Origin of the sequence: Saccharothrix sp. S26 (assembly GCF_021390395.1) — a bacterium.
Classification (GTDB): Bacteria; Actinomycetota; Actinomycetes; order Mycobacteriales; family Pseudonocardiaceae; genus Actinosynnema.
In genome coordinates, this window is the sequence record NZ_JAJUWT010000015.1 from 112,966 (window position 1) to 134,864 (window position 21,899).

A 21,899-nucleotide genomic window follows, 5' to 3' on the forward strand; every position below is an offset into this window, starting at 1 on the left:
CGTCAGGTCCCGAGCCGGATGACGACCGCGGCCGGTGCGCCGCCGGTGTGGGTGGCACGCAGCACCCCTCGTCCCGCGTGCCACTCGAAGTCCCACTCGGGTGACGCCGCCGGGAACACCGGTGACACGACGACATCCCGGCCGTCCAGGTGCGGCACGGGCAGGTCCACGTCCGGTGGCGCGTCGGGCAGTCGCCACAGCGTCAGGTAGCTGGTCGTCGCGGCACGCAGGCCCTGCGCCACCCACGGACCCGTGCGGCCGGTCAGGCCGAGCGGCCAGAACGGGACCGAGGCCGCGATCTCGGGGCGCAGCGCCTTGTGGGCCCACACCGCCTCGGCGACCAGCGACCGCCGCGCCGCGTCCATCAGGTCGACCCGGCCCGCCAGGTACAGCCGGCCCAGCACACCGGTGGCCAGCGTGAACGCGGCCTGCGAGGGCGTCATCCCCGGCTGCGCGTAAGCCCAGTTCGCGGCCTGCTCCGGCAGCACGGACGCGGGCGCGGCGGCCGCGATCGGCGGGTACAGCAACGGGTTCTGCTGGTCCGAAGTGGACTGCACGTGCAGGCGCGACAGCATCGCGTAGTCCATCCGCATCGCGCCGGACGCGCAGTTCTCCAGCAGCAGCCCGGGGTGGCGGGCCAGCAGCGCGTCCAACCACGCCAGGTGCGCGCGGTTGTGCCCGAGCAGGCCCTCCCCCGGCGCGACGCCGCCGACGTCGCTGCCCGGGCCGGGCATGATGTTGTAGTCGAGCTTGAGGTACCCGATGCCGAACTCGTCGACCAGCCGGTCGACCACCTCGTCCACGTGCCGCACCGCCGCGGGGTGCCGGAAGTCCAGGTGGAACCGGCCGTGCTCGACCACCCGCTCGCCGTGCCGCCGGAAGAACGCCTCCTCCGGCAACGACCGGGCCACCGCCGACCGCACGCCGACGACCTCGGGCTCCAGCCAGATGCCGGGCACCATCCCGCGCTCGCGGATCCGGTCGGCGACCTCGCCGAACCCGCCGGGGAACCGGGTCCGCGACGGCCGCCACTCGCCGACGCTGTCCCACCACCGGCCGTCCTCGTCGTACCAGCCCGCGTCGACGCAGAAGCAGTCCGCGCCCACCTCGGCCGCCGCGTCGATCAACGGCAGCAGCTTCTCCGTGGTCGGGTCGCCCATGAGGGTGTTCATGTAGTCGTTGAAGATCACCGGCAGCTCGGGCGCGCGCCGGTCGCGCAACGTGGCCCGGCGCTGCCGCGTCAACGCGCCGAACGCCTCGTCCACCCCGCCCTCTACGACCGCGACCGACACCGGCACGGTGGCGAAACCCCGCCCGGCCGACACCACGCGCGACCACTGGTGCTCGGCGTCGGTGGGCCCGAGCACCGCCAAGTACGCGCCGGCGAACGTCTCGCCGACCTCCCAGTGCCACGCGCCGTTGTGCTCGACCTGCCAGGCGAGCGCCCAACTGTCGTCGCGGGCCACCAGGACGCCGGTCGGCAGGTGCTCGCCGGTCGACCACGAGCTGCGCGAGGTGAGCGCGAACCGGCTGCGTGACGCGTGGTGGTGCGCGGGTGGGTCCATGCGGACCAGGCCGACCTCGCGCAGCGGCGTGCGGCGCCAGCGCGACTCGGCGACCCAGTCCGAGTCGGCGTGCACCAGGTCTACCTCGTCCACCGAACGGCCCGAGTCCACCAGGAACGCCCCGGTGGACAGTGACGTCACGGCCTGGAGGCGGACCGGTTCGCCCTCGACGTCGACCTCCGTCCACGTGCGCAGGGCGGGCACGCCGGCCACGCCCTCGAACACCGACGTGACCACGAGCCCGCTCACCGGGTCGTGCTGCACGACCCTCAGTCCGGAAGCGGACGCCGTGTGCGTGCGGTACCGCAGGCGTGCGCCGATCGTGGTGTCGGCGTAGCGGTGGCTGCCGGGGAACCGGCCGTGGCCGAGGGCCTGCACCTCGACCAGCGGCACCCCGATCCCCTCGACCGGCCCGTCGGGGCGCAGCGACAGCAGGCTCACCGGGCGGTCGTCGGCGAAACCCAGCACCAGCCCGATCGCGCCCGTCGACCAGGTGACGGTCATGCGGTGACTTCCTCCCACGCCCCGGTGTTGTGGTCGTACGCGGCGGCGGCCCCGGCGCGCTCGACGTCCGCCGGGTCGATCTCGACGGCCCGGCCGCGCGCCTCGGGGTTGGGCGCGGCGGAGGCGAGGATCTTGGTGTAGGGGTGCTGCGGGTTGAGGATCACCTCGTCGGCCGGTCCCCGCTCGACCACGCGCCCCTTGTAGAGCACGAGGATGTCGTCGGAGAAGTGCCGGGCGGTGGCCAGGTCGTGCGTGATGTAGAGGACGGCCAGGTCCTCCTCGCGCTGCAAGCGCGCCATGAGGTTCAGCACGCCCAGTCGGATCGAGACGTCCAGCATGGACACCGGCTCGTCGGCCACCACGACCTTCGCCCCCGGCGCCAACGCCCGCGCGATGGCCACCCGCTGCCGCTGGCCTCCGGACAGCTCGTGCGGCCGGCGGCCCGCGATGTCGCGGCCCGGCAGGGACACGCGCTCCAGCAGCTGCACGACGTCCTCCCAGCCGTGCGGCTTGCCGTGCAGCTTCAACGGCCGCGCCAGGTGGTGCTCGATGGTGTGGAACGGGTTCAGCGAGGCGAACGGGTCCTGGAACACCATTTGCACGTTGTCGCGGTACTGCCGCTCGGGCACCTTCCGCCCGTCCGGGCCGGTGACCGTGATGGAGCCCGCGCTGGGCTTCTCCAGCCGGGCGATCATCCGGGCGATGGTCGACTTGCCCGAGCCGGACTCGCCGACCAGGGCGACCGTGCGGCCGGGCGTGAGGGTGAACGACACGTTGTCCACCGCGCGCAGCCTGACCCGGCGCAGGCCGACCCGCACGTGGAAGTCCTTGACCAGCTCGCGCGCTTCCAACGTGGTCATCGGACGCCTCCGGACGGGGTGGGCTCGCCGGACCGGTCGACCGGCGGCGTCTGCTCGCCGGAGCGGACGAACGAGCCGCGTTCGCCGGTCAGGCTGGGGAACGAGTCGAGCAGTTGGCGGGTGTAGGGGTGCTCGGGGTGCTCGAACATGTCCTGCGCGGCGCGGTACTCGACGACCTCGCCCTCCTTCATCACGGCGATGCGGTCGGCCAGTTCGAGCAGCAGCGGCAGGTCGTGGGTGATGAACAGGACCGCGAAGCCGATCTCGTCGCGCAGCCGCAGGATCTCCCGCAGGATGCCGCGCTGGACGACCACGTCCAGCGCGGTCGTCGGCTCGTCCATGATCATGACCTGCGGGTCGAGCAGCAGCGCCATGGCGATCATGACCCGCTGCCGCATGCCGCCGGACAGCTCGTGCGGGAAGGAGCTGAGCCGCCGCACGTCCACGCCGACCAGCTTGAGCACCTCCTCGCACCTGGCCCTGCGCTGCGCCTTGGTCATCTCCGGCCGGTGCGTGGTGAGCACGTCGTCGAGCTGCGCACGGATCGAGATGACGGGGTTCAACGCGTTCATCGCGCCCTGGAACACCATCGACAGCTTCGACCAGCGGAACGCCCGCAGCTCGCCCGGCGTGAGCGCCAGCACATCGATGTCGCCGCCCTCGCGGTCGTGGAACGTGACCGAGCCGGTGGTCACCTCGGCGGGCGGGCGGTGCAGCCGGTTGATCGCGTAGGCCAGGGTGGTCTTGCCGCAGCCGGACTCGCCGGCCAGGCCCAGGATCTCGCCGCGCCGCAGCGTGATGGACACGTCCTTGACCGCGTGCACCGGCTTGTCCACCTGGTAGACGACCGACAGGTCGGTCACGGTGAGCACCACGTCGTCGTCCGGGCGCGGTACGGGGTCGGGCGTGCGGGCGGCTTCGGCCTTGTCGCGGCGCGGGATGTCGCGCAGCTTCGGGTTGATGATCTCGTCGATGCTGAAGTTGACCAGCGCGAGGCCGCAGCCGAGCAGGGCGATGATCAGGCCCGGCGGCACGAACCACCACCACGCCTCGCGTTGCAGCGCGAAGCCGTTCTGCGCGTAGTAGAGCATCGTGCCCAGCGTGGACGAGTTGGACGCGCCCAGGCCGAGGAACGACAGGCCGGCCTCGCTGAGGATCGCGTAGATCACCGAGAACACGAACTGCGAGGCCAGCAGCGGCAGCAGGTTCGGCAGGATCTCGACGGTGATGACGCGCCACGGCTTCTCGCCGGAGACCTTGGCCGCGGCCACGTAGTCGCGGTTGCGCAACGACAGGGTCTGGGCGCGCAGGACGCGTGCCGACGCGGCCCAGCCGGTGATCGCCAGCACCACCGCGATCGTCCACGAGCCGCGCTGGTCGGCCGGGACGAACGCGGAGATGACGATCACCAGCGGCAGGCCGGGGATCACCAGCATCACGTTGGAGAACAGGTTGAAGCCCTCGTCGACGTACCCGCCGACGTAGCTGCCGACGATGCCGAACAACGCCGACAGGGCGGTCGCCATCACGCCGACCAGCAAGCCGATGTAGAGCGAACCCCTGGTCGCGTGCGCGAGTTGGGCGACGACGTCCTGACCGGTCAGGGTGGTGCCCAGCCAGAACTCGCCGCCCGGCGTGGTCAGACCGATGTCGCGGATCGTGCTCGGGTCGCCGACGAGCAGCGGACCCACGACGCCGATCAACGTGATCAGGACGATCAGCACGAGACCGACGCCGAGCTTGGGCGACCAGCGTGGCAGCATCGACCGCCAGCCGGACCGGCCGCGCGGCGGCGCGACGGTGACAGGACTGAGATTGGTCACGGTGTCCGTCCTCTTTCTCAGCCGCTGACGCGGGTGCGCGGGTCGATGACGGCGTACAGCAGGTCGACCACGAGGTTCGCGCCGAGCACGGCGACCGTGATCACCAGGAAGATGCCCTGCATCAGGGCGTAGTCGTTGTTCTGCACCGCTTGCAGGAGCTTGGACCCGATGCCCGGGTAGGAGAACACCTGCTCGGTGACGATCGAGCCGGACACCACGAACCCGAGCGAGATGGCGAAGCCGGCCACGGACGGCAGCACCGCGTTGCGGGCCGCGTACTTGATCATGATCCGGGAGTCGCGCAGGCCCTTGGCCCTGGCGGTGAGCACGTAGTCCTCGGCCGTGGCCGAGACCATCATGTTGCGCATCCCCAGCAGCCAGCCGCCGACCGACGAGATCACGATGGTCAGCGCGGGCAGCGTGCCGTAGTAGATCGCCGAGCCGATGAAGTCGGCGTTCCAGCCCGGCGAGAGGATCACGTCGTAGCCGCCTTGCAGCGGGAACCAGCCCCACGCCGAGGACAGCAGGGCGACCAGGATCAACGCCAGCCAGAAGTACGGCACGGCGGCGAGCACGGTGGTGGCGGGCACCAGGCTGTCCAGCCAGGTGCCGCGCCGCCAACCGACGAACGTGCCCAGGACGATGCCGAAGACGAACGACAGGAACGTCGCGATGCCGACGAGCATCAGGGTCCAGGGCAGGGCTTCCGCGATGATGTCGGACACCGGCGCCGGGAAGTTGCTCACCGAGACGCCGAGCTCACCGCGGAACATGTTGCCCAGGTAGGACAGGTACTGCTGGAACAGCGAGTCACCGGTGTTGCCGCCGAGCAGCAGTTCGTAGGCTCTGCGGGCCGACGGGTCGACGGTCCCGCCTCGTTGCGAGAGCTTCGCCATGAGGATGTCCACCGGGTTGCCCGGCATGAGCCTCGGGATGAAGAAGTTCAGCGTCAGCGCCGCCCAGAGGGCGACCAGGTAGAACGCGAACTTACGGGCGTAGTACCTCATCGGTCCGCCTATCGCCTCATTCAGTCGTTCACTGGCCCGCCGGCTTGAGCTTCAGGTACACCTCAGAGGCGTCCGGGCGCGACCAGACGGCGGGGAACGCGTAGAGGTCTTCCTTCGTCGGCCAGCCGGTGAACTTCTTGGCGTTGTACTCGCTGGTGGTGCCGCCGGTCAGGACCGGGATGTACGGGATCGACGCCTCGATCTTCGTCTGGATGGTGTCGAAGTGCGGCTGCCGTGCCGCGGTGTCCTTCGGGTCGATGCCCTTGAGCGCGGTGAGGGCGGCGTCGACGTCCGGGTCGGAGAAGCGGGCGAAGTTCGGCTGGGCGGCCTCGCCGACCTTGGCCGTGGTCGCCGTGCTGAAGAAGTAGGACGCGTTGTAGAACGGGTCGGGCGCCGGGCCCTGGTAGATCGAGTCGATGATCAGCTCGAAGTTGCCCCGGCCGCGCGCGTCGGACCACTCGTTCCAGGAGAGCTGCTGCGCGGTGACCTTGATGCCGACCTTCTGCAACTGCTGGCTGATCGTGTCGACGGCGGTGATGTAGTCCGTCCAGCCGGCCACGACCTTGAGGGTCAGCGCCACCGGCTTGCCGTCCTTGGCGTAGATGCCGTCCGAGCCCTTGGTGTAGCCGGCGGCCTCCATGGTGGAGGTGGCCTTGGCCTCGTCGGGCTGCATCGGGGCGGTCTTCTCCTGGAGCTTGGTGGAGATCACGTCCTTGTCCCGGTCGAGCAGCGCGGCGCCGGGCGAGATCTCACTGGCGGTGTTCTCGAACGCCAGCGAGTTGATCTGGGTGCGGTTGATGCCGTAGTAGATGGCCTTGCGGACGGCCACGTCGGTCTGCGGGCCCTGGCAGCCCAGTGCGGCGTTCGAGCAGGTCATCAGCCCGACCTGGTTCATCGGGATGGTGATGGCCTTGTAGCCGGGGTAGTTCTTCTCGACGTTCTTGATGTCCGGCACGGGGCCGGTCTGCCAGTCGATCGTGCCCGCCTTCAGCGCGTCGGCGCCCGCCTGGTTGCCCGACAGCGACAGGTAGCGGACCTTCTTCACGGCCGGTTCGCCGGCGTAGTAGGCGGGGTTCGCCTTGAGCGTGAACGCCTGGGGCTTGAACTCGTCCAACGCGAACGGTCCGGTGCCGACCGGCTCCTTGATCACGTCGGTCGCCGGGTTGGAGATGTCCTTCCACTTGTGCTCGGGCACCATCCAGATCCGGCCGAGGATCTGCGGGCCGTCCATGTAGGACGGCTCGGTGAACTTGACCGACACGTGCGTGTCGTCGACGGCCGTGGCCACGCCCTTGTAGTTGGTGCTGTTCATGGTCGCGTTCTTGGCGATCATGTCGAGGGTGAAGACGACGTCCTCGGCGGTGAACTTCTCGCCGTCGGTCCACTTCACGTCGTCACGCAGCTCGATGTCGAGCTGGGTGCCGTCGGCGTTCCACTGGTAGCTCTTGCCGAGCCGGGGCCTCGGTTCGACGTCGCGGACGTTGTTGAAGAAGAACAGCGGTTCGAAGATCGTGCCGGGACCTTCGATGAGGGTGGGCGAGAACGGGTTGAAGTTCAGCTGCCAGTCGCCTGCCTGACCGGTGTAGACGACCAGCGTGTCCTTGTTCGCGTCACTGCCCGCGCTGGACCCGCCGCACGCCGTCGCGAGCATGGCGACCGCGGCCAGTCCGGCCGCCGCCATGCAAGCGCGTGAGAAGCGCCTTGCCTTCAGGGACATCGTCGATTCCTCTCCTGGCCCGAGACCGGCCGCGGTCCCGCGTTGAGGCAGATTGTTAAGTCATCGAAGAAACGAAGTCAACACTTCGGCGTCATCTGCCGGTCAAGTTGCTACCCTTCGTCCAACGAACGAACTAAGACGAACGCGGGGGACCACGTGAGCGGACCGGCGCGGGCGACGCAACACGCGAGCAGCAAGTCCGCGGTGCTCGACGTGATCCGCGCGGCGGGCACCATCAGCCGCGTCGGCCTCATCAACGCCACCGGCTTCACCGGCGCCACGATCTCGACCGTCGTCCGCAAGCTCATCGACGAGGGCCTGGTGGTCGAGACCGGGCGGGCCGAGTCGACCGGCGGCAAGCGGCGGGTGCTGCTCCAGCTCAACCACTCCTCCCGCTACGCCGTGGGCGTGCACCTCGACCACGCCGGCATCACCTACGTGCTGACCAATCTCGGCGGATCGGTGGTGGCGCGCATTTCCAGGGCGGGCGCGGGCGCGGCGGAACCGCGCACCGTGGTGGCCCGGATGGCGGCCGAGGTCAAGGGCCTGATCGACGGCGTCGGCGTGGACCACAACCGGGTGCTCGGGCTGGGCCTGGTCTCCCCCGGGCCGCTCAGCTCCGACACCGGCATGGGCCTGACCCCGCCCGCCATGCGCAAGTGGGAGGACTTCCCGCTCGACCAGGAGCTGGAACGGGCCACCGGCCTGCCGGTCGTGCTGGACAACGACGCCACCGCGGCGGCGTTGGGCGAGCACTGGTCGGGCGGCATCGGCGGCACGGCCATCTCGGCGGCGCTGTACATGGGCACGGGCATCGGCGCGGGCCTGATCATCAACGGCATCACCTACCGCGGCAGCAGCGGCAACGCCGGGGAGATCGGCCACATCTGCGTCGACGCCGACGGGCCGGAGTGCTGGTGCGGCGCGCGCGGGTGCGTGGAGGCGCTGGCCGGGCCCGCGGCGGTGGTGGCGGCGGCCCGTGCGGACGCGGCGCTGGCGGGGTCGGCCGGGTTGACCGGGCGGTCGAAGTCGGTCTCGTCGGACTTCGCCGCGGTGAGCCGGGCGGCGCGGCGCGGTGAGCCGTCGGCGTTGGCGATCCTGGAGCGGTCGGCCCGGTACATCGCGGTGGCCGCGCGGACGTTGGCCAACGTCATGGACCTTGAGGTGCTGGTGCTGACCGGGCCGAGCTTCGCCATCGCCGGGTCGGTGTACCTGCCCGTGGTGCGCGACGAACTGGACCGCACGTTCTTCTCCCGCGCGGCGCACGGCGTGGACGTGCGCCTGTCCCGCTCGGCCGCCACGGCGTCCGCGATCGGCGCGGCGGCGCTCGTGCTGCAGTCCGAGCTGGTGCCGCTGCACGAGGGGCTGAGGCTGCCGGAGAACCTGTCCGACTCCGAGCCCGCCGCCCTGCCCGCCTCGGGCGAGTGAGCGGCGGGCCGGACAGCCCCGGTACGGCCGCGCAGCGAGCGGGCAGTCGGCGGGTCAGTGCCCGGTACGGCCTCGCAGCGAGCGGGCGGTCGGCGGGTCAGTGACCGGCACCGCCACACGCCCGGCGGGCGGCTGCCCGGTCAGCGGCCCAGTGCCCGGTACTGCCGCACGGCCAGCGGCAGGAAGACCGCGGTGAGGACGGCGGGCCAGAGCAGTGCCAGGGCCACCGAGTGCCGTGCCGCCCAGCCGCCGTCGTGCCAGGCGGGGTTGCCGAACAGCTCCCGGATCGCCGTGGCGGTGGCCGACAGCGGGTTCCAGGTCGCCACCAGCCCGAGCCAGTCCGGCATCGTGGCGGGCGAGACGAAGGCGCTGGACAGGAACCCGACCGGCCACACCAGCACCTGCACGGCGACCGCCGACTCCGGCGTCTTGAGCAGCAGCCCCAGGTAGGTGCCGATCCACGTGAACGCGAACCGCAGCCACACCAGCAGGCCGAGGGCCGCGAGCGCGGGCAGCACCCCGCGCTGGGCCGTCCACCCGACCAGGAGCCCGGTCGCGACCATGACGCCGAGGCCGACCACGGCGTTGAGCAGGTCGGCGGCGCTGCGGCTCGCGAGGACCGCCCCGGTCGTGACGGGCATGGCGCGGACGCGGTCGGTGACGCCCTTGGCGGTGTCCGCGGTGATCGACACGACCAGCGCCTCCAACCCGAACAGCATGGTCATCGCCAGCATGCCGGGGATGAGGAAGTCCAGGTAGCGCCCGTCCGGCACGGCCATCGCGCCGCCGAAGAGGTAGCCGAACATCAGCACCATCAGCACGGGGAACATCAGGCCGAGCGCGATCGAGACGGGACGGCGACGCCAGTGCCGCAGCACGCGGCCGGTCAACGTGGCGGTGTCGCGCAGCGCGGTGGCGGTCGTCATGACGGCTCCGTGGTCGGTCGGTGGCCCGTGAGGTGGAGGAAGACCTCGTCCAGGGTCGGTTTGCGGGTGACGGTCTCGACCCGGTCCGGGCCGACCTTCGCCTTCAGCTCGTCGGGCGTGCCCTCGGCGACGACCCGGCCGGCGTCGATGACGGCGATCCGGTCGGCCAACTGGTCGGCCTCCTCCAGGTACTGGGTCGTGAGCAGGACCGTCGTGCCGTCGCCGACGAGCGACTTGACGCAGGCCCAGACGTCGATGCGGGTACGCGGGTCCAGGCCGGTGGTCGGCTCGTCCAGGAACAGCACGGGCGGCGACAGGATCAGGCTCGTGGCCAGGTCGAGGCGGCGGCGCATCCCGCCCGAGTAGCCGGCCACCGACCGGTCGGCCGCGCCGGTCAGCTCGAACCGCTCGAGCAGCTCGTCCGCGCGGCGGCGGGCCGCGGCGGTCGGCAGGTGGCACAGCTTGCCGAACAGCACGAGGTTCTGCCGCCCGCTGAGGACCTCGTCCACCGACGTGTCCTGGCCGACCAGGCCGATCCGGTAGCGCACGGCCCGCGGGTCGGCGAGCACGTCGCGGCCGGCCACGCGGACCCGTCCTCCGTCGGGGCGAAGCAGGGTCGTCAGGATCCGCACGGCGGTGGTCTTGCCCGCGCCGTTCGGCCCGAGCAGGCCGCACACCGTGCCCGCCTCGACGGTGAGGTCGAAGCCGTCGAGCGCGACCTTGCCCCGGTAGCGCTTGCGCACGTCGACGGCTTCGATCGCCGTATCTCCGTATGCCATACGGAGAAGACTAGCAGAGTTTTTCGTACGCCGTACGAAGTCGGCTTCCTATGATGGGCGCATGGCCGAGACGGAGACCAGTGGCAGCGGCGACCCGGCACGCACGATCGCCACGTTGTGGGGCACCCGGCCGTCGCCCAAGCGCGGGCCCAAGCACACGCTGACCACCGCGCAGGTGATCTCCGCCGCGATCGCCATCGCCGACCGCGACCAGGACCTCGCCGCGCTGTCGATGCGGCGGGTCGCGGAGTCGCTGGGCGTGGGCACGATGTCGCTCTACACGTACGTGGCGTCGCGGGACGACCTGGTCGAGGCCATGCTCGACCACGTGTACGGGGAGGCGGTCGAAGCGCTGGGCGAGCGCGGGGACGTGCCGTGGGAGGAGGGCCTGCGGGAGGTCGCGCGGGTGAACTGGGACCTGTGCATGCGCCACCCGTGGGTGCTCCAGGTGTTCACCGGTCGCCCGCCGCTGGGGCCGCACACCATCGCCAAGTACGAGCGCGAGCTGAGCGCGATCGAGGGCATCTGCCTGACCGACGTGGAGATGGACGCGGTGATCACGCTCGTGCAGACCCACGTCGAGGGCGTGGCGCGGCGGCGGGTCGAGGCCGACCGGGCGGTCCGCCGCACGGGGATGACCGACGAGCAGTGGTGGCGGGCCGTCGGGCCGTTGGTGGCGAAGGTGTTCGACGCCTCCCGGTTCCCGATCGCGGCCCGCGTCGGCGAGGCGGCCGGGCAGGCGCACCAGTCGGCGCACAACCCGGAGCACGCCTACGCGTTCGGCCTGGACCGCTTGATCAGCGGCGTCGCGGCACTGGTCGAGGAACGGTCACGCGAGGCGTGAGCTCAGGTCGTGCCGGTGGCGGCCCACAGCAGGCCGCGTTCCACCAGGGTGCGGACCGGCGGCAGGGCGAGGTCGGCCGGGTGGTGGCCGATGGTGCAGGCGAAGACCCGGCCCGCGCCCCAGCGCCGGGTCCACACCGCGGGCACGGTCAGCGGGGCGTGCCACGGCTCGGCGGCGGCGAACGTCGTGGTCGCGTGCACGTCGTTGAGGCCGTCGGTGAGGACCCAGTACTGCTCGGTCCGCAGCTCGAACCCCGCCAGACCCGCCACGACCGGGTGAGTGGAGGTGATCTCCACCCGGTGGTCCACGAAATCACCGGGGTGCGCGACGAACTGGCCGCCGACCAGCTGCAAGTAGCCGCGGGAGTGGCGGAACGCGTCGACCAGGCCGCCGTGCCACCCGGCCAGCCCCGTCCCACCCCGGACCGCCGCCTCCAGGCAGGCGAACTGGTCGTCGGTCAGCACGCCGTCGCTCCAGCACTGCACGATCAGGTCGTAGCCGCCGAGGCGGTCGTCGTAGACCTCCAGCGTCTCCGCCACGTCCACCGCGAACCCCGACGACCGCAGGAACGGCAGGAACGCCTCGGTCGCCTCGACCGGCTTGTGCCCGTCCCAACCACCGCGAACCACGAGTGCCTTCACGGCACCGAACCCTAGGGCGTTCGCGGTGCCGTGGTCGACGCCCGGGCCACCAGGCCGACGAGCTGGTTGACCAGGCCCTCGGTCAGGCCGTCCCGCACCAGCTCCCACGCCGTCGGCCCGCCCTGCTCCCGCATCACCCGCGCCACCGCGTCGGTCGGGTTCGCGTGCGGCCACAGCCCGGCCGTCATGACCAGCACGGTGCCGGCGAAGTGCCGTGCCGCCGCCTCGTCCAGCACCGGCACCCGGCCGCGCACCAGGTCCGCCAGCCGGGCCCGGTGCTCGTGGGCCCGGCGCTTGAACACGCGGGCGAAGTCCACCGTGATGTTGCGCTCCAGCACCCCGGCCATGCCGCTGACCAGCTCGCACAGCAGCCGACGGCCCAGCAGCGACGTCGCGACCACCCGTGCCACGTCCTCCACCTCGCCGACCGACCCGAGCGACTCCTCCAGCTCGTCCAGCCACGCGCCCCACTCCTGGTCCAGCACCTCCAGGAAGATCGCCTCACGGCTGTCGAAGTACCGCAGCACGTTCGACTTGGCCAGGCCCACCCGCTCGCTCAGCTCGCGCAGGCTGATGTCGGCGACCGGGCGCTCCCGCAGCATCGCGCACGCCGTGTCGAGGATCGTGCGCCGCCGCTGCTCGACCTGCTCGGGCCGCCTCGCGCGCTGGAACTCCACCGCCGCAGGCTAACAGCCCACCGGTCTGTTGTCGGTCGCGCGCTTGACCGCCCGCACGCGGGGTAGGTGGCAGGGGTGCAGACGTTCCTGCCCCGCGCCACCTTCGCCGGCAGCGCCGCCGTGCTCGACTCGCGGCGGCTGGGCAAGCAGCGCGTGGAGACCGCGCAGATCCTGCGCGCCCTGGTCTGGCCGACCTACGGCTGGAAACACCACCCCGCCGTGCTCATGTGGCGCGGCTTCACGCCCGCGCTGGTCGCCTACGGCGTGGCCGTGTGCGACGAGTGGCGCCGCCGCGGCCACCGCGACGGCCTGCGCGCCACCCTCCTGGACTACACCGGCGGCCACGAGCCGACGTGGTCGTGGTGCCTGGCCGAGGGCCTGCTCCCACCCTGGCTGGGCGACGACGACCTGCACCGCAGCCACCGGTCCGCGCTCCTGCGCAAGGACCCCGAGCACTACCGCCCGCTGTTCCCCGACGTCCCGGACGACCTCGACTACGTCTGGCCGCCGCCCGTGCTGCCGCTGGACGTCCCCGACACCGACGGCCTGGTCGCGTGCCGGGTGGACCGACCACCGCTGCCGGACGACGAGCACCCGCCGCCGCCACCGCCGCTCGACCACCGGCCGGGGCCGTCGGTCGCCCGCCTGCCCACCGAGGCCGACCTGGCGGCCATGCGCGCGGAGGCGACCGACCCGCGCCGGGTCCGCTTCTTCCGCCGCGGCCAACCCCTACCGCCCCCGACCAGCCGTTTCACCCTCGAAGTGGAGTTCGTGGAAAAAAGTTCGGCGGACGTGTCGATCCGGCGGGAGCCCCGTTCGTCGTCTCAGTAAGACCACGAGATGGGGAGCCCGAGATGACCACCACGACCGACACCCGCCGCGCCGCCGCCCACCCGATCACCGCCACCAAGCGCAACGACCTGGTGCTCGCCGCCTTCCGCGTCGTGGTGTCGTTCCTGTTCGGCCTGCACGGCCTGCAGGGCCTCGGCTTCCTCGGCGGCGTCGACGGGCAGGGCGGCGCGGTGCCGTTCGGCTCCTGGCCGGGCTGGTACGGCAGCGTGATCGAGCTGGTCGGCGCGGTGCTGGTGCTGACGGGCCTGGCCGCGCGGCCGGCCGCGTTCGTGCTCTCCGGCGTGATGGCCTACGCCTACTTCACCGTCCACCAGCCGGAAGCGCTGCTGCCCATGCACAACATGGGCGAGCTGGCCGCCGTGTACAGCTGGGTGTTCCTGCTGCTGGCCGTCCTCGGCCCGGGCGCCTTCACCGTCCAGCGCGCGCTGCGCCGCTGACCCACCACATCACACCAAGGGCGCGTCTCCATTCGGGGACGCGCCCTTCGGCGTGTTCAGGCCGCACTCGCCTGGGCACCCTGCGGGCATGGCCGAGACCCCCATCAAGTACCCCGGTTTGACCGACGACGTCCACCCCACCCCCGACCACGGCGAGGCGAGCTACCGCGGCACGGGACGGCTCACCGACAAGAAGGCCGTGATCACCGGCGGCGACTCCGGCATCGGCCGTGCCGTCGCGCTGGCGTTCGCGCGCGAGGGCGCCGACGTGCTCATCTCCTACCTGCCGTCCGAGGAGAAGGACGCCCGCGACACCGCGCGGCTGGTCGAGGAGGCCGGGCGCAAGGCGGTCACCGTCCCCGGCGACCTCGTGGAGGAGTCGCAGTGCGCGGCCGTCGTGGCGCGCGCGGTCGAGGAGTTCGGCCGGATCGACGTCCTGGTCAGCAACGCCGCCTACCAGATGTCGCAGGAGGGCGGCCTGCTCGACATCACCTCCGAGCAGTTCGACCGCGTGATGAAGACGAACGTGTACGCGATGTTCTGGCTGTGCAAGGCGGCCGTGCCGCACATGCCCGAGGGCTCCTCGATCATCACCACGTCGTCCATCCAGGGCTTCCAGCCGTCCTTCCAGCTCCTCGACTACGCCACCACCAAGGCGGCGATCGTGAACTTCACCAAGGGCCTGGCGCAGAACCTGGTGGACCGCAAGATCCGCGCGAACTCCGTCGCGCCCGGTCCGGTGTGGACGCCGCTCATCCCGGCCACCATGCCGCCGGAGAAGGTGGAGAGCTTCGGCGAGCAGGCGCCCATGGGCCGCGCCGGCCAGCCCGCCGAGCTCGCGCCGCTGTACGTGTTCCTGGCCTCGTCGGAGTCCAGCTACATCACCGGCGAGGTCATCGGCGTGACCGGAGGCTCGCCCATCACGTGAAACCGCAGGTCAGCGGCCCGCGAAAAAATCTCGGAGAAAAATCGGCCGACGTGTCGAATCACGACCCCGCTCGTTCGTCGCGTCAGTGAGGGGCCAGGATGGGCCGGCCCGAAGAACGGACAGGGAGAACCGCGATGCGTTTCATGGTGATCGTCAAGGCGACCGAGGAGACCGAGGCCGGCGTCCAGCCGAGCGCGGAGATGCTCAACGAGATGGCCGCCTTCAACGAGGAGCTGGTGAAGGCCGGCGTGATGCTGGCCGGCGAGGGCCTGCACCCCAGCTCGAAGGGCGCGCGGGTCCACTTCTCGGGCGACAAGCGCACCGTGGTCGACGGCCCGTTCACCGAGACCAAGGAGCTGATCGCGGGCTTCTGGCTGATCGAGGTCAAGTCGCTGGAAGAGGCCATCGAGTGGGTGAAGCGCGTGCCGAACCCCACGGGCGAGGAGTCCCAGATCGAGATCCGGCAGGTCTTCACCGAGGACGACTTCGTCAACGCCTCGGAGGAGCTCAAGGACCGCGAGCGGGAGCTGCGCGCCCAGCAGGAGGCCCGCTCCGCCCAGGGGTGAGCGCGCCCGCGCCGCTTGCCGACGCGCATCGGTAGCTGATCTGATCCCGGGTCGTGACGGCTACCGATGCGCGTCGCGCCGTCGAGGCGGTGTGGCGGATCGAGTCCGCCCGCCTGATCGCCGGGCTGGCGCGGATGGTGCGCGACGTGGGGTTCGCCGAGGAGCTGGCCCAGGACGCGCTGGTCAGCGCCTTGGAGCAGTGGCCGGAGCACGGCGTGCCGCGCAACCCCGGCGCGTGGCTGATGACCGCGGCGAAGAACCGGGCCGTCGACGTGATCCGGCGCAGGCAGAACTACCAGCGCAAGCTGGAGCAGATCGGGCGGGACACCGAGTTCGACCACGCGCCCGACGCCGGTGCCGCGGTCGGTGAGATCGACGACGACCTGCTGCGGCTGGTGTTCACCGCGTGCCACCCGGTGCTGTCCACCGAGGCGCAGGTGGCGTTGACCCTGCGCATGCTCGGCGGCCTGACCACCGACGAGATCGCCCGCGCGTTCCTGGTGCCCGAGGCGACCGTGGCGCAGCGGATCGTGCGGGCGAAGAAGGCGCTGGCCAAGGCCGGCGTGCCGTTCGAGGTGCCGGCGGAGGACGAGCGGGACGCCCGGCTCGCGTCCGTGCTCGGCGTGATCTACCTGATCTTCAACGAGGGCTACTCGGCCACCGCGGGCGACGACTGGATGCGCCCGGCGCTGTGCGAGGACGCGGTGCGGCTGGCCCGCGTGCTGGCCGGGCTGATGCCGCGCGAGCCCGAGGTGCACGGCCTGGTAGCGCTGCTGGAGATCCAGGCGTCGAGGGCCAAGGCCCGCGTCGGCCCGGACGGCGAACCCGTGCTGCTGCTGGAGCAGAACCGGGCGCGCTGGGACCAGTTGCTGATCCGCCGCGGCCTGGCCGCGTTGGCCAAGGCGGAGTCGCTGGGCGGTGCCGGTGGCCCGTACGCGCTCCAGGCCGCGATCGCCGCCTGCCACGCGCGGGCACGCGTGGCCGAGGACACCGACTGGACCCGCATCGCCGGTCTCTACGAGGCGTTGTCGCTGGTCGCGCCGTCGCCGATCGTCGAGCTGAACCACGCCGTGGCGATCGGGATGGCGTTCGGCCCGCAGGTCGGGCTGGAGCTGGTGGACGAGTTGGCGGACGAGCCCGCGTTGAAGGGCTACCACCTGCTGCCCAGCGTGCGCGGTGACCTGCTGGCCAAGCTGGGCCGCAACGCCGAGGCGCGCGCGGAGTTCGAGCGGGCGGCCGGGCTGACCCGCAACGAGCGGGAGCGCAAGCTCCTGCTGGACCGCGCCGCCGCCTGCTAGCGCCCCACCGCGTCACCGGCGGTCGAGGCGGACGCGCACCGCGACGGCCGCGCAGAGGATCACCGCGACACCGCCGAGGACGGTCGCCCAGGTCACCTGCTCGTGCAGCAGCAGCGCCGCCCAGCCGATGCCCAGCACGGGCTGGACGAGCTGCACCTGGCTGACCCGTGCCATCGGCCCGATCGCGAGGCCCCGGTACCAGGCGAAGAAGCCCAGGAACATGCTCACCACGGCCAGGTAGGCGAACGCCGCCCACTGCGTCGCGGTCCCCGACGGCGGCCGGGCGACCGCCGAGCCGACGGCCAGGGCGATCATCACGGGCGAGGACAGCACCAACGCCCAGGACACCGTCTGCCAGGAGCCGAGCTCGCGGGCGAGCAACCCGCCCTCGGCGTAGCCGACCGCCGCCGCGGCGACCGCGCCGAACAGCAGCACGTCCGACCAGCGCGGCGGCCCGAAGCCGCCACCGGACAGCGACGCGAACGCCAGCGCCGCGACCGCGCCCGCCACCGCCGTGCCCCAGAACAGCGACGGGGGCCGCTCCTTGCCGCGCAGCACGGCCATGACCGCGGTCGCGGCCGGCAGCAGCGCGATCACCACGGCGCTGTGCGCGGCCGACGCGGTGGTGAGCGCGTAGGACGTCAGCAGCGGGAAACCCGCGACGACCCCGCCCGCGACCACGGCCAACCGCGCCCACTGCGCGCCGGTCGGCCGGGCCTGCCCGGTGAGCACGAGCGCCGCCGCGGCGAGCACCGCCGCGACCACCGCCCGGCCCGAGCCGATGAACAGCGGGGACAGGCCCGCCACGGCGACCCGGGTGAACGGCACGGTGAACGAGAACGCCACCACGCCCAGCAGACCCCACCCGAGGCCCGCCCGCGCAGGCGATAGCACCGGCGGCGAAACAACAGTAACGCTATCGTTGGCCGACATGTCCAACGATAGCAGCGCGCGCATCGTGGCCGGTCTGCGCGCGTGGGTCGCGCAAGCGCCGCCGGGCGCGCGGGTGCCGTCCACCAGGGCGTTGATAGCGGAGTACGGCGCGAGCCCGGTGACGGTGCAGAAGGCGGTGCACGTGCTGGCCTCGCAAGGGCTGGTCGAGTCACGTCCCGGAGTGGGCACGTTCGTGCGTGCCGCGCGCACCGTGCGGCCGCCGGACTACGGCTGGCAGACCGGGGCGTTGCGGTCGCCGCGAGCACTTCCCCCGCCGGCCACGCCGTTGCGCGGCAGGCTGCCGGACGCGATCGGCCTGCACTCCGGCTACCCCGAGCGCGGCCTGCTCCCCGAACGGCTCGTGCGCGCCGCGCTCGCCCGGGCCGCCCGCGCCGACGTCGCGCTGTCCGGTTCGGACATCGCCGGGCTGCCCGAGCTGCGGGCGTGGTTCGCCAACGAGCTCGCGCGGGCCACGCCGACCGGCACGACCCCGCCGGCCCCGCGTGACGTGGTGGTGCTGCCGGGCAGCCAGAGCGGCCTCAGCTCGACCTTCCGCGCCCTGGTGGGGTTCGGCCGGCCGCTGCTGGTCGAGTCGCCCACCTACTGGGGCGCGATCCTGGCCGCCGCGCAGGCCGGCGTGCGGCTGGTGCCCGTGCCGAGCGGGGCGGGCGGGCCGGACCCGGACGAGGTGGCGCGGGCGTTCGACGAGACCGGGGCGCGGGCGTTCTACGCGCAGCCCAACTACGCCAACCCGACCGGGGCGCAGTGGTCGCCGGAGCTGGCCGGGCGGGTGCTCGACGTCGTCCGCGACCGCGGCGCGTTCCTCGTGGAGGACGACTGGGCGCACGACTTCGGCATCGACAGCGAGGCACGGCCGGTGGCGGCGCGCGACGACGCGGGCCACGTGGTCTACCTGCGTTCGTTGACCAAGAGCGTGTCACCGGCCGTGCGGGTCGCCGCCGTGATCGCCCGCGGGCCCGCGCGCGACCGGGTCGTCGCCGACCGGGCCGCCGAGTCGATGTACGTCAGCGGCGTGCTCCAGGCGGCGGCGCTCGACGTGGTCAGCCAGCCGGCGTGGCGCTCGCACCTGCGCGCCCTGCGCCACCAGCTGCGGGCCCGGCGCGACCTGCTGGTGGACAGCCTGGCCGAGCACGTGCCGGACGCGCACCTGGAGCACGTGCCGCCCGGCGGACTGAACCTGTGGGTCCGGCTGCCCGACGCGACGGACGTGGACCGGCTGGTGCGCGACTGCGAGGCCGAGGGCGTGATGCTCGCGGCCGGCGCGGAGTGGTTCCCGGCCGAGCCCTCGGGGTCGTTCGTCCGGCTCAACTACTCCGGCCCGGACCCCGACCGCTTCCCCGACGCCGCCCGGGTCGTCGGCCGTGCGCTGCGGCGGTGAGGTCAGCTCTCGGCGACGGCCTTGACGTGGGCGTTGCGCGTGGCGATCAGGCGGGGCATGTACCGGTTGAGGACGGCGAGTTCGGCGACCGCGCCGAGCGGCCCCAACGGCGCGGCGAACTCGACCACGTCCCGCATGACCGTCCCACCACGGCCGTCCGGCTCGAAGTGGTGCTCGTGCCGCCACCGCCGGAACGGCCCGCGCACCTGCTCGTCCACGAAGTGCCGGGGCGGGTCGTAGGCGCTGATCCGCGACGTCATCCGCCACCGCACGCCGAAGTGCCGGGCCTCCCAGGTGACCGTGTCCCCGTCCCGCAGGCTCCCGGACGTGACGCCGCCGACGACCCGTTCACCCGAGGCGGCCATGGAGCCGGTGTGCACCTCGACGTCCAACGACACCGCGAACACCCGCTCCGGCGGCGCGGCGACGGCGGTGACCACCTCGAAACGCGTCATGATCCGACCTTACGACCGGCGCGACGGCCCGGCCGACCGGCGAACGCGCCGGACCGGTGGACGATGAAGGCGCTCACGAGGCCGCACGTGGCGGCGACGGCCACCGCGACCGGCAGGGCGTCGAGGTCGAGCAGGACGCCGCCGGTCCACGCGCCGAGGGCGATGCCCACCTGGAACGCGACGACGTAGACCGCGGACGCCAGGTCCGGCCGGTCGGAGGCGGCACGCAGGACGGCGGCTTGGAGCACCACGGCCAGGCCGCCGGACGGCACGGCCCACAGCACCACCGCCGCACCCGCGACGGCACCCGACCCGGTGCCGACGACCAGCAGCACGAGCATGCACGCGGCGAGGCCGGCGGTGACGGTGAGGCCGGTCGCGCGGGGACGCCCGTCGACCCACCGCCCGATCAGCACCAGCCCGACCAGGCCCGCCGCGCCGTGCGCGAGCAGCAGGGCCGACGTACCGGTGCCGGTGAGGTGGACGTGCGAGGCGATGACCACGGTGATGTAGGTGAACACGGCGAAGTGGCCCGTCACCGCGAGCACGGTGACCAGGTTGACCGGGACCAGGGACCGGTCGGTCACGGCGCGGCGCACGGCCGAGGGCCGTGGTGTCGACGGCTCGCCCGGCATCGGGTCGACCGTCACCCGGATCGCCGTCGCCGCCAGCGCCGCGACGCCCGCCACGGCCAGCGCGGTGGGCCGCCAACCGATCGTGCCGCCGAGCCACGAGCTCAGCGGCAGGCCGACGAGGAAGGCGAGCGAGTTGCCGGCGAACACCACGGCGGTGGCCCGGCCGGCGCGCTGCGGGCCGAGCAGCCGGGCGGCCATCGGCGCGACGACCGACCAGAACACGCCGTGGCCCACGGCCGAGACCAGCCGGGCGGCCACGGCCACGCCGTAACCGGGCGCGACGGCCAGCAGCACGTTGGACACCGCGATCGCCGCCACCGTGACCAGGGCGGTGGTGCGGCGGTCCCAGCGGGAGGTCAGGGCGACCAGCGGCACCACCGAGATCGCCACCACGACGGCGTACCCGGTGACCAGCAGGCCGACGTCCGACTCGGGCACGCCCAGCCCGGTCGCCAGCTCGGACAACAGCGCCACGGGCAGGTTCTCCGACGTCACGGACACGAAGCAGGCCGCGCTGAGCGCCACCAGGGCCACACCCGACTTCCGCATTGTGTAACGATACACAGATACGCTGGGGCCATGTCGGACCCGAGGTCCTCGCGCGTGACCATGGCGCTGGTGGCACGCACCAGCGGCGTGTCGCCGATGACCGTGTCGTACTGCTACAACCAGCCGGACCGGGTCGCGCCGGACACGTTGCGCCGGGTCCTCGAAGTGGCCGCCGAGCTGGGCTACAAGGGGCCGGACCCGACCGCGCGGTCGCTGCGCCGCCGCCACAACGGCGCGATCGGCGTCGTGCTCGGCGAGCACCTCGCCTACGCCTTCGAGGACCCGCAGGCCCGCCGCTTCCTGACCGGCGTCGCCGAGGTCTGCCGCGAGCGCGGCGTCGGCCTGAACCTCATCCCGACCACCGGCGAGGACGACGACGTCGACCGCGTCCGGTCCGCCTCCGTGGACGGCTACATCGTCTGGACGACCGTCGACTCCGACCCCGTGCTGGACGTGGTGAGCGGCCTGGACAAGCCCGTCGCGGTGCACGGCGGCCCGGCCGTCCCCGGCGCGCGGGTGGTCACCATCGACAACCGCGCCTCGGCCCGCGAGCTGGCCGCGCGCACGTTCGCCGGCGCACACCGCCCGGCCGTGCTCAGCTTCCCCTTCGACCGCGACCGCAGGCCCCGGCTGGAGACCGGACCGGACCCCGACGAGGTGGCGTTCCCGGTCACCCGCGACCGCCTGCGCGGCATCTACGACCACTGCCGGGACGCGGGCCTGGACCCGGACCTCCTGCCGGTGGCCGTGGTCGCCCGCAACGACCGCGCCGACGCCGCCGACCTGGCCGGGGCGCTGCTCGACCTCGACGCCGACGCCGTGGTCGCCATGAGCGACCAACTGGCCTTCGCCGTGCTCGACGCCGCCCGCCGCCGTGGCCTGCGCGTGCCCGACGACCTGGCCGTCGCGGGGTGGGACGACGGCCCGGACGCGAGCCGCGAAGGTCTCACCACGATCGCCCAGTCCCTGCTCGACCAGGGCCGGACGTGCGCGCTGATCGCTCTGGGCGACCGGCGGCCGGGCGGTGAGCCGGCGTGGGCGGCCGAGGTGCGGGCCAGCACGCGTTAGGCGGGCAC

Annotated in this window: 21 protein-coding genes; 9 read left to right on the forward strand and 12 right to left on the reverse strand. The window is 72.5% G+C overall.

Annotation, left to right across the window (positions count from 1 at the left end; all coding sequences use genetic code 11):
* Positions 1–2 precede the first annotated feature (2 nt).
* The 5 genes from LZG04_RS24685 to LZG04_RS24705 are packed head-to-tail and all read right to left on the reverse strand — an operon-like array spanning position 3 to position 7,476.
* On the reverse strand, positions 3–2,069 hold the full coding sequence (locus LZG04_RS24685; RefSeq protein WP_233820615.1) for a glycoside hydrolase family 36 protein: 2,067 nt from the start codon (positions 2,067–2,069) through the stop codon (positions 3–5).
* The gene (locus LZG04_RS24690) at positions 2,066–2,929 is read right to left on the reverse strand and encodes an ABC transporter ATP-binding protein (RefSeq protein WP_233820617.1); all 864 of its coding nucleotides are present in this window, start codon (positions 2,927–2,929) and stop codon (positions 2,066–2,068) included. The genes LZG04_RS24685 and LZG04_RS24690 overlap by 4 nt, the downstream gene beginning before the upstream one ends.
* Entirely contained in the window at positions 2,926–4,752 is a 1,827-nt protein-coding gene (locus tag LZG04_RS24695) for a dipeptide/oligopeptide/nickel ABC transporter permease/ATP-binding protein (protein ID WP_233820618.1), read from the reverse strand. The genes LZG04_RS24690 and LZG04_RS24695 overlap by 4 nt, the downstream gene beginning before the upstream one ends.
* 17 nt (positions 4,753–4,769) lie before the next feature.
* Positions 4,770–5,759 (reverse strand): ABC transporter permease, encoded by a 990-nt coding sequence (locus tag LZG04_RS24700; RefSeq protein WP_233820620.1) that lies wholly within the window; start codon positions 5,757–5,759, stop codon positions 4,770–4,772.
* Positions 5,760–5,787: 28 nt separating this feature from the next.
* A complete protein-coding gene (locus tag LZG04_RS24705; protein ID WP_233820622.1) occupies positions 5,788–7,476 on the reverse strand; it encodes an ABC transporter substrate-binding protein in 1,689 nt (562 codons plus the stop codon).
* Positions 7,477–7,632: 156 nt separating this feature from the next.
* On the opposite strand from LZG04_RS24705, the gene LZG04_RS24710 reads away from it, so the two are divergent.
* Complete coding sequence (locus LZG04_RS24710; RefSeq protein WP_233820624.1) at positions 7,633–8,904, forward strand: ROK family transcriptional regulator; 1,272 nt, start codon at positions 7,633–7,635, stop codon at positions 8,902–8,904.
* 140 nt (positions 8,905–9,044) lie between these two features.
* On the opposite strand, the gene LZG04_RS24715 is transcribed toward LZG04_RS24710, so the two are convergent.
* Positions 9,045–9,830, reverse strand: a complete 786-nt coding sequence (locus LZG04_RS24715; RefSeq protein ID WP_233820626.1) for an ABC transporter permease — start codon at positions 9,828–9,830, stop codon at positions 9,045–9,047.
* Positions 9,827–10,609 carry an ABC transporter ATP-binding protein gene (locus LZG04_RS24720; protein WP_233820629.1) on the reverse strand — a complete coding sequence of 261 codons (783 nt, stop codon included), beginning with the start codon at positions 10,607–10,609 and terminating at the stop codon, positions 9,827–9,829. The genes LZG04_RS24715 and LZG04_RS24720 overlap by 4 nt, the downstream gene beginning before the upstream one ends.
* A 61-nt stretch (positions 10,610–10,670) precedes the next feature.
* On the opposite strand from LZG04_RS24720, the gene LZG04_RS24725 reads away from it, so the two are divergent.
* Positions 10,671–11,453: a TetR/AcrR family transcriptional regulator gene (locus LZG04_RS24725; protein ID WP_233820631.1), complete on the forward strand. Its 783-nt coding sequence runs from the start codon at positions 10,671–10,673 to the stop codon at positions 11,451–11,453.
* A gap of 2 nt (positions 11,454–11,455) precedes the next feature.
* Here the strand turns inward: LZG04_RS24725 and LZG04_RS24730 are convergent, their stop codons facing one another.
* Both LZG04_RS24730 and LZG04_RS24735 read right to left on the reverse strand, forming a co-directional pair.
* Entirely contained in the window at positions 11,456–12,094 is a 639-nt protein-coding gene (locus LZG04_RS24730) for a ThuA domain-containing protein (RefSeq protein ID WP_233820633.1), read from the reverse strand.
* 11 nt (positions 12,095–12,105) lie between these two features.
* Positions 12,106–12,771 carry a TetR/AcrR family transcriptional regulator gene (locus LZG04_RS24735; RefSeq protein WP_233820635.1) on the reverse strand — a complete coding sequence of 222 codons (666 nt, stop codon included), beginning with the start codon at positions 12,769–12,771 and terminating at the stop codon, positions 12,106–12,108.
* Between the two features lie 75 nt (positions 12,772–12,846).
* Between LZG04_RS24735 and LZG04_RS42670 the strand changes: the two genes are divergently transcribed.
* The 5 genes from LZG04_RS42670 (at position 12,847) to LZG04_RS24760 (ending at position 16,852) form a co-directional block, all read left to right on the forward strand.
* Positions 12,847–13,602 (forward strand): MSMEG_6728 family protein, encoded by a 756-nt coding sequence (locus tag LZG04_RS42670; RefSeq protein ID WP_308199283.1) that lies wholly within the window; start codon positions 12,847–12,849, stop codon positions 13,600–13,602.
* A gap of 23 nt (positions 13,603–13,625) precedes the next feature.
* Positions 13,626–14,060: a DoxX family protein gene (locus LZG04_RS24745; protein WP_233820637.1), complete on the forward strand. Its 435-nt coding sequence runs from the start codon at positions 13,626–13,628 to the stop codon at positions 14,058–14,060.
* An 88-nt stretch (positions 14,061–14,148) separates the two neighbouring features.
* The gene (locus LZG04_RS24750; RefSeq protein ID WP_233820639.1) at positions 14,149–14,988 is read left to right on the forward strand and encodes an SDR family oxidoreductase; all 840 of its coding nucleotides are present in this window, start codon (positions 14,149–14,151) and stop codon (positions 14,986–14,988) included.
* Positions 14,989–15,122: 134 nt separating this feature from the next.
* Positions 15,123–15,554: a YciI family protein gene (locus LZG04_RS24755; protein ID WP_233820641.1), complete on the forward strand. Its 432-nt coding sequence runs from the start codon at positions 15,123–15,125 to the stop codon at positions 15,552–15,554.
* 53 nt (positions 15,555–15,607) lie between these two features.
* Entirely contained in the window at positions 15,608–16,852 is a 1,245-nt protein-coding gene (locus LZG04_RS24760; protein ID WP_233820652.1) for an RNA polymerase sigma factor, read from the forward strand.
* 12 nt (positions 16,853–16,864) lie between these two features.
* Here the strand turns inward: LZG04_RS24760 and LZG04_RS24765 are convergent, their stop codons facing one another.
* Positions 16,865–17,746 carry a DMT family transporter gene (locus LZG04_RS24765; RefSeq protein WP_233820661.1) on the reverse strand — a complete coding sequence of 294 codons (882 nt, stop codon included), beginning with the start codon at positions 17,744–17,746 and terminating at the stop codon, positions 16,865–16,867.
* Positions 17,747–17,783: 37 nt separating this feature from the next.
* Here LZG04_RS24765 and LZG04_RS24770 point away from each other — a divergent pair, with 37 nt between their 5' ends.
* Positions 17,784–19,184: a PLP-dependent aminotransferase family protein gene (locus LZG04_RS24770; RefSeq protein ID WP_233820663.1), complete on the forward strand. Its 1,401-nt coding sequence runs from the start codon at positions 17,784–17,786 to the stop codon at positions 19,182–19,184.
* Between the two features lie 2 nt (positions 19,185–19,186).
* On the opposite strand, the gene LZG04_RS24775 is transcribed toward LZG04_RS24770, so the two are convergent.
* Both LZG04_RS24775 and LZG04_RS24780 read right to left on the reverse strand, forming a co-directional pair.
* Complete coding sequence (locus LZG04_RS24775; protein ID WP_233820665.1) at positions 19,187–19,639, reverse strand: SRPBCC family protein; 453 nt, start codon at positions 19,637–19,639, stop codon at positions 19,187–19,189.
* A complete protein-coding gene (locus tag LZG04_RS24780) occupies positions 19,636–20,823 on the reverse strand; it encodes an MFS transporter (RefSeq protein ID WP_233820682.1) in 1,188 nt (395 codons plus the stop codon). The genes LZG04_RS24775 and LZG04_RS24780 overlap by 4 nt, the downstream gene beginning before the upstream one ends.
* A gap of 30 nt (positions 20,824–20,853) precedes the next feature.
* On the opposite strand from LZG04_RS24780, the gene LZG04_RS24785 reads away from it, so the two are divergent.
* Entirely contained in the window at positions 20,854–21,891 is a 1,038-nt protein-coding gene (locus LZG04_RS24785; RefSeq protein WP_233820685.1) for a LacI family DNA-binding transcriptional regulator, read from the forward strand.
* The last annotated feature ends 8 nt before the right edge of the window (positions 21,892–21,899 follow it).

Excerpts from the sequence above, each read along its gene's own strand:
- LZG04_RS24685 (WP_233820615.1), bottom strand. The coding sequence starts at position 2,069 with ATGACCGTCACCTGGTCGACGGGCGCGATCGGGCTGGTGCTGGGTTTC.
- LZG04_RS24690 (WP_233820617.1), bottom strand. The coding sequence starts at position 2,929 with ATGACCACGTTGGAAGCGCGCGAGCTGGTCAAGGACTTCCACGTGCGG.
- LZG04_RS24700 (WP_233820620.1), bottom strand. The coding sequence starts at position 5,759 with ATGAGGTACTACGCCCGTAAGTTCGCGTTCTACCTGGTCGCCCTCTGG.
- LZG04_RS24705 (WP_233820622.1), bottom strand. The coding sequence starts at position 7,476 with ATGTCCCTGAAGGCAAGGCGCTTCTCACGCGCTTGCATGGCGGCGGCC.
- LZG04_RS24715 (WP_233820626.1), bottom strand. The coding sequence starts at position 9,830 with ATGACGACCGCCACCGCGCTGCGCGACACCGCCACGTTGACCGGCCGC.
- LZG04_RS24720 (WP_233820629.1), bottom strand. The coding sequence starts at position 10,609 with ATGGCATACGGAGATACGGCGATCGAAGCCGTCGACGTGCGCAAGCGC.
- LZG04_RS24725 (WP_233820631.1), top strand. The coding sequence starts at position 10,671 with ATGGCCGAGACGGAGACCAGTGGCAGCGGCGACCCGGCACGCACGATC.
- LZG04_RS24745 (WP_233820637.1), top strand. The coding sequence starts at position 13,626 with ATGACCACCACGACCGACACCCGCCGCGCCGCCGCCCACCCGATCACC.
- LZG04_RS24750 (WP_233820639.1), top strand. The coding sequence starts at position 14,149 with ATGGCCGAGACCCCCATCAAGTACCCCGGTTTGACCGACGACGTCCAC.
- LZG04_RS24755 (WP_233820641.1), top strand. The coding sequence starts at position 15,123 with ATGCGTTTCATGGTGATCGTCAAGGCGACCGAGGAGACCGAGGCCGGC.
- LZG04_RS24770 (WP_233820663.1), top strand. The coding sequence starts at position 17,784 with ATGTCCAACGATAGCAGCGCGCGCATCGTGGCCGGTCTGCGCGCGTGG.
- LZG04_RS24775 (WP_233820665.1), bottom strand. The coding sequence starts at position 19,639 with ATGACGCGTTTCGAGGTGGTCACCGCCGTCGCCGCGCCGCCGGAGCGG.
- LZG04_RS24780 (WP_233820682.1), bottom strand. The coding sequence starts at position 20,823 with ATGCGGAAGTCGGGTGTGGCCCTGGTGGCGCTCAGCGCGGCCTGCTTC.
- LZG04_RS24785 (WP_233820685.1), top strand. The coding sequence starts at position 20,854 with ATGTCGGACCCGAGGTCCTCGCGCGTGACCATGGCGCTGGTGGCACGC.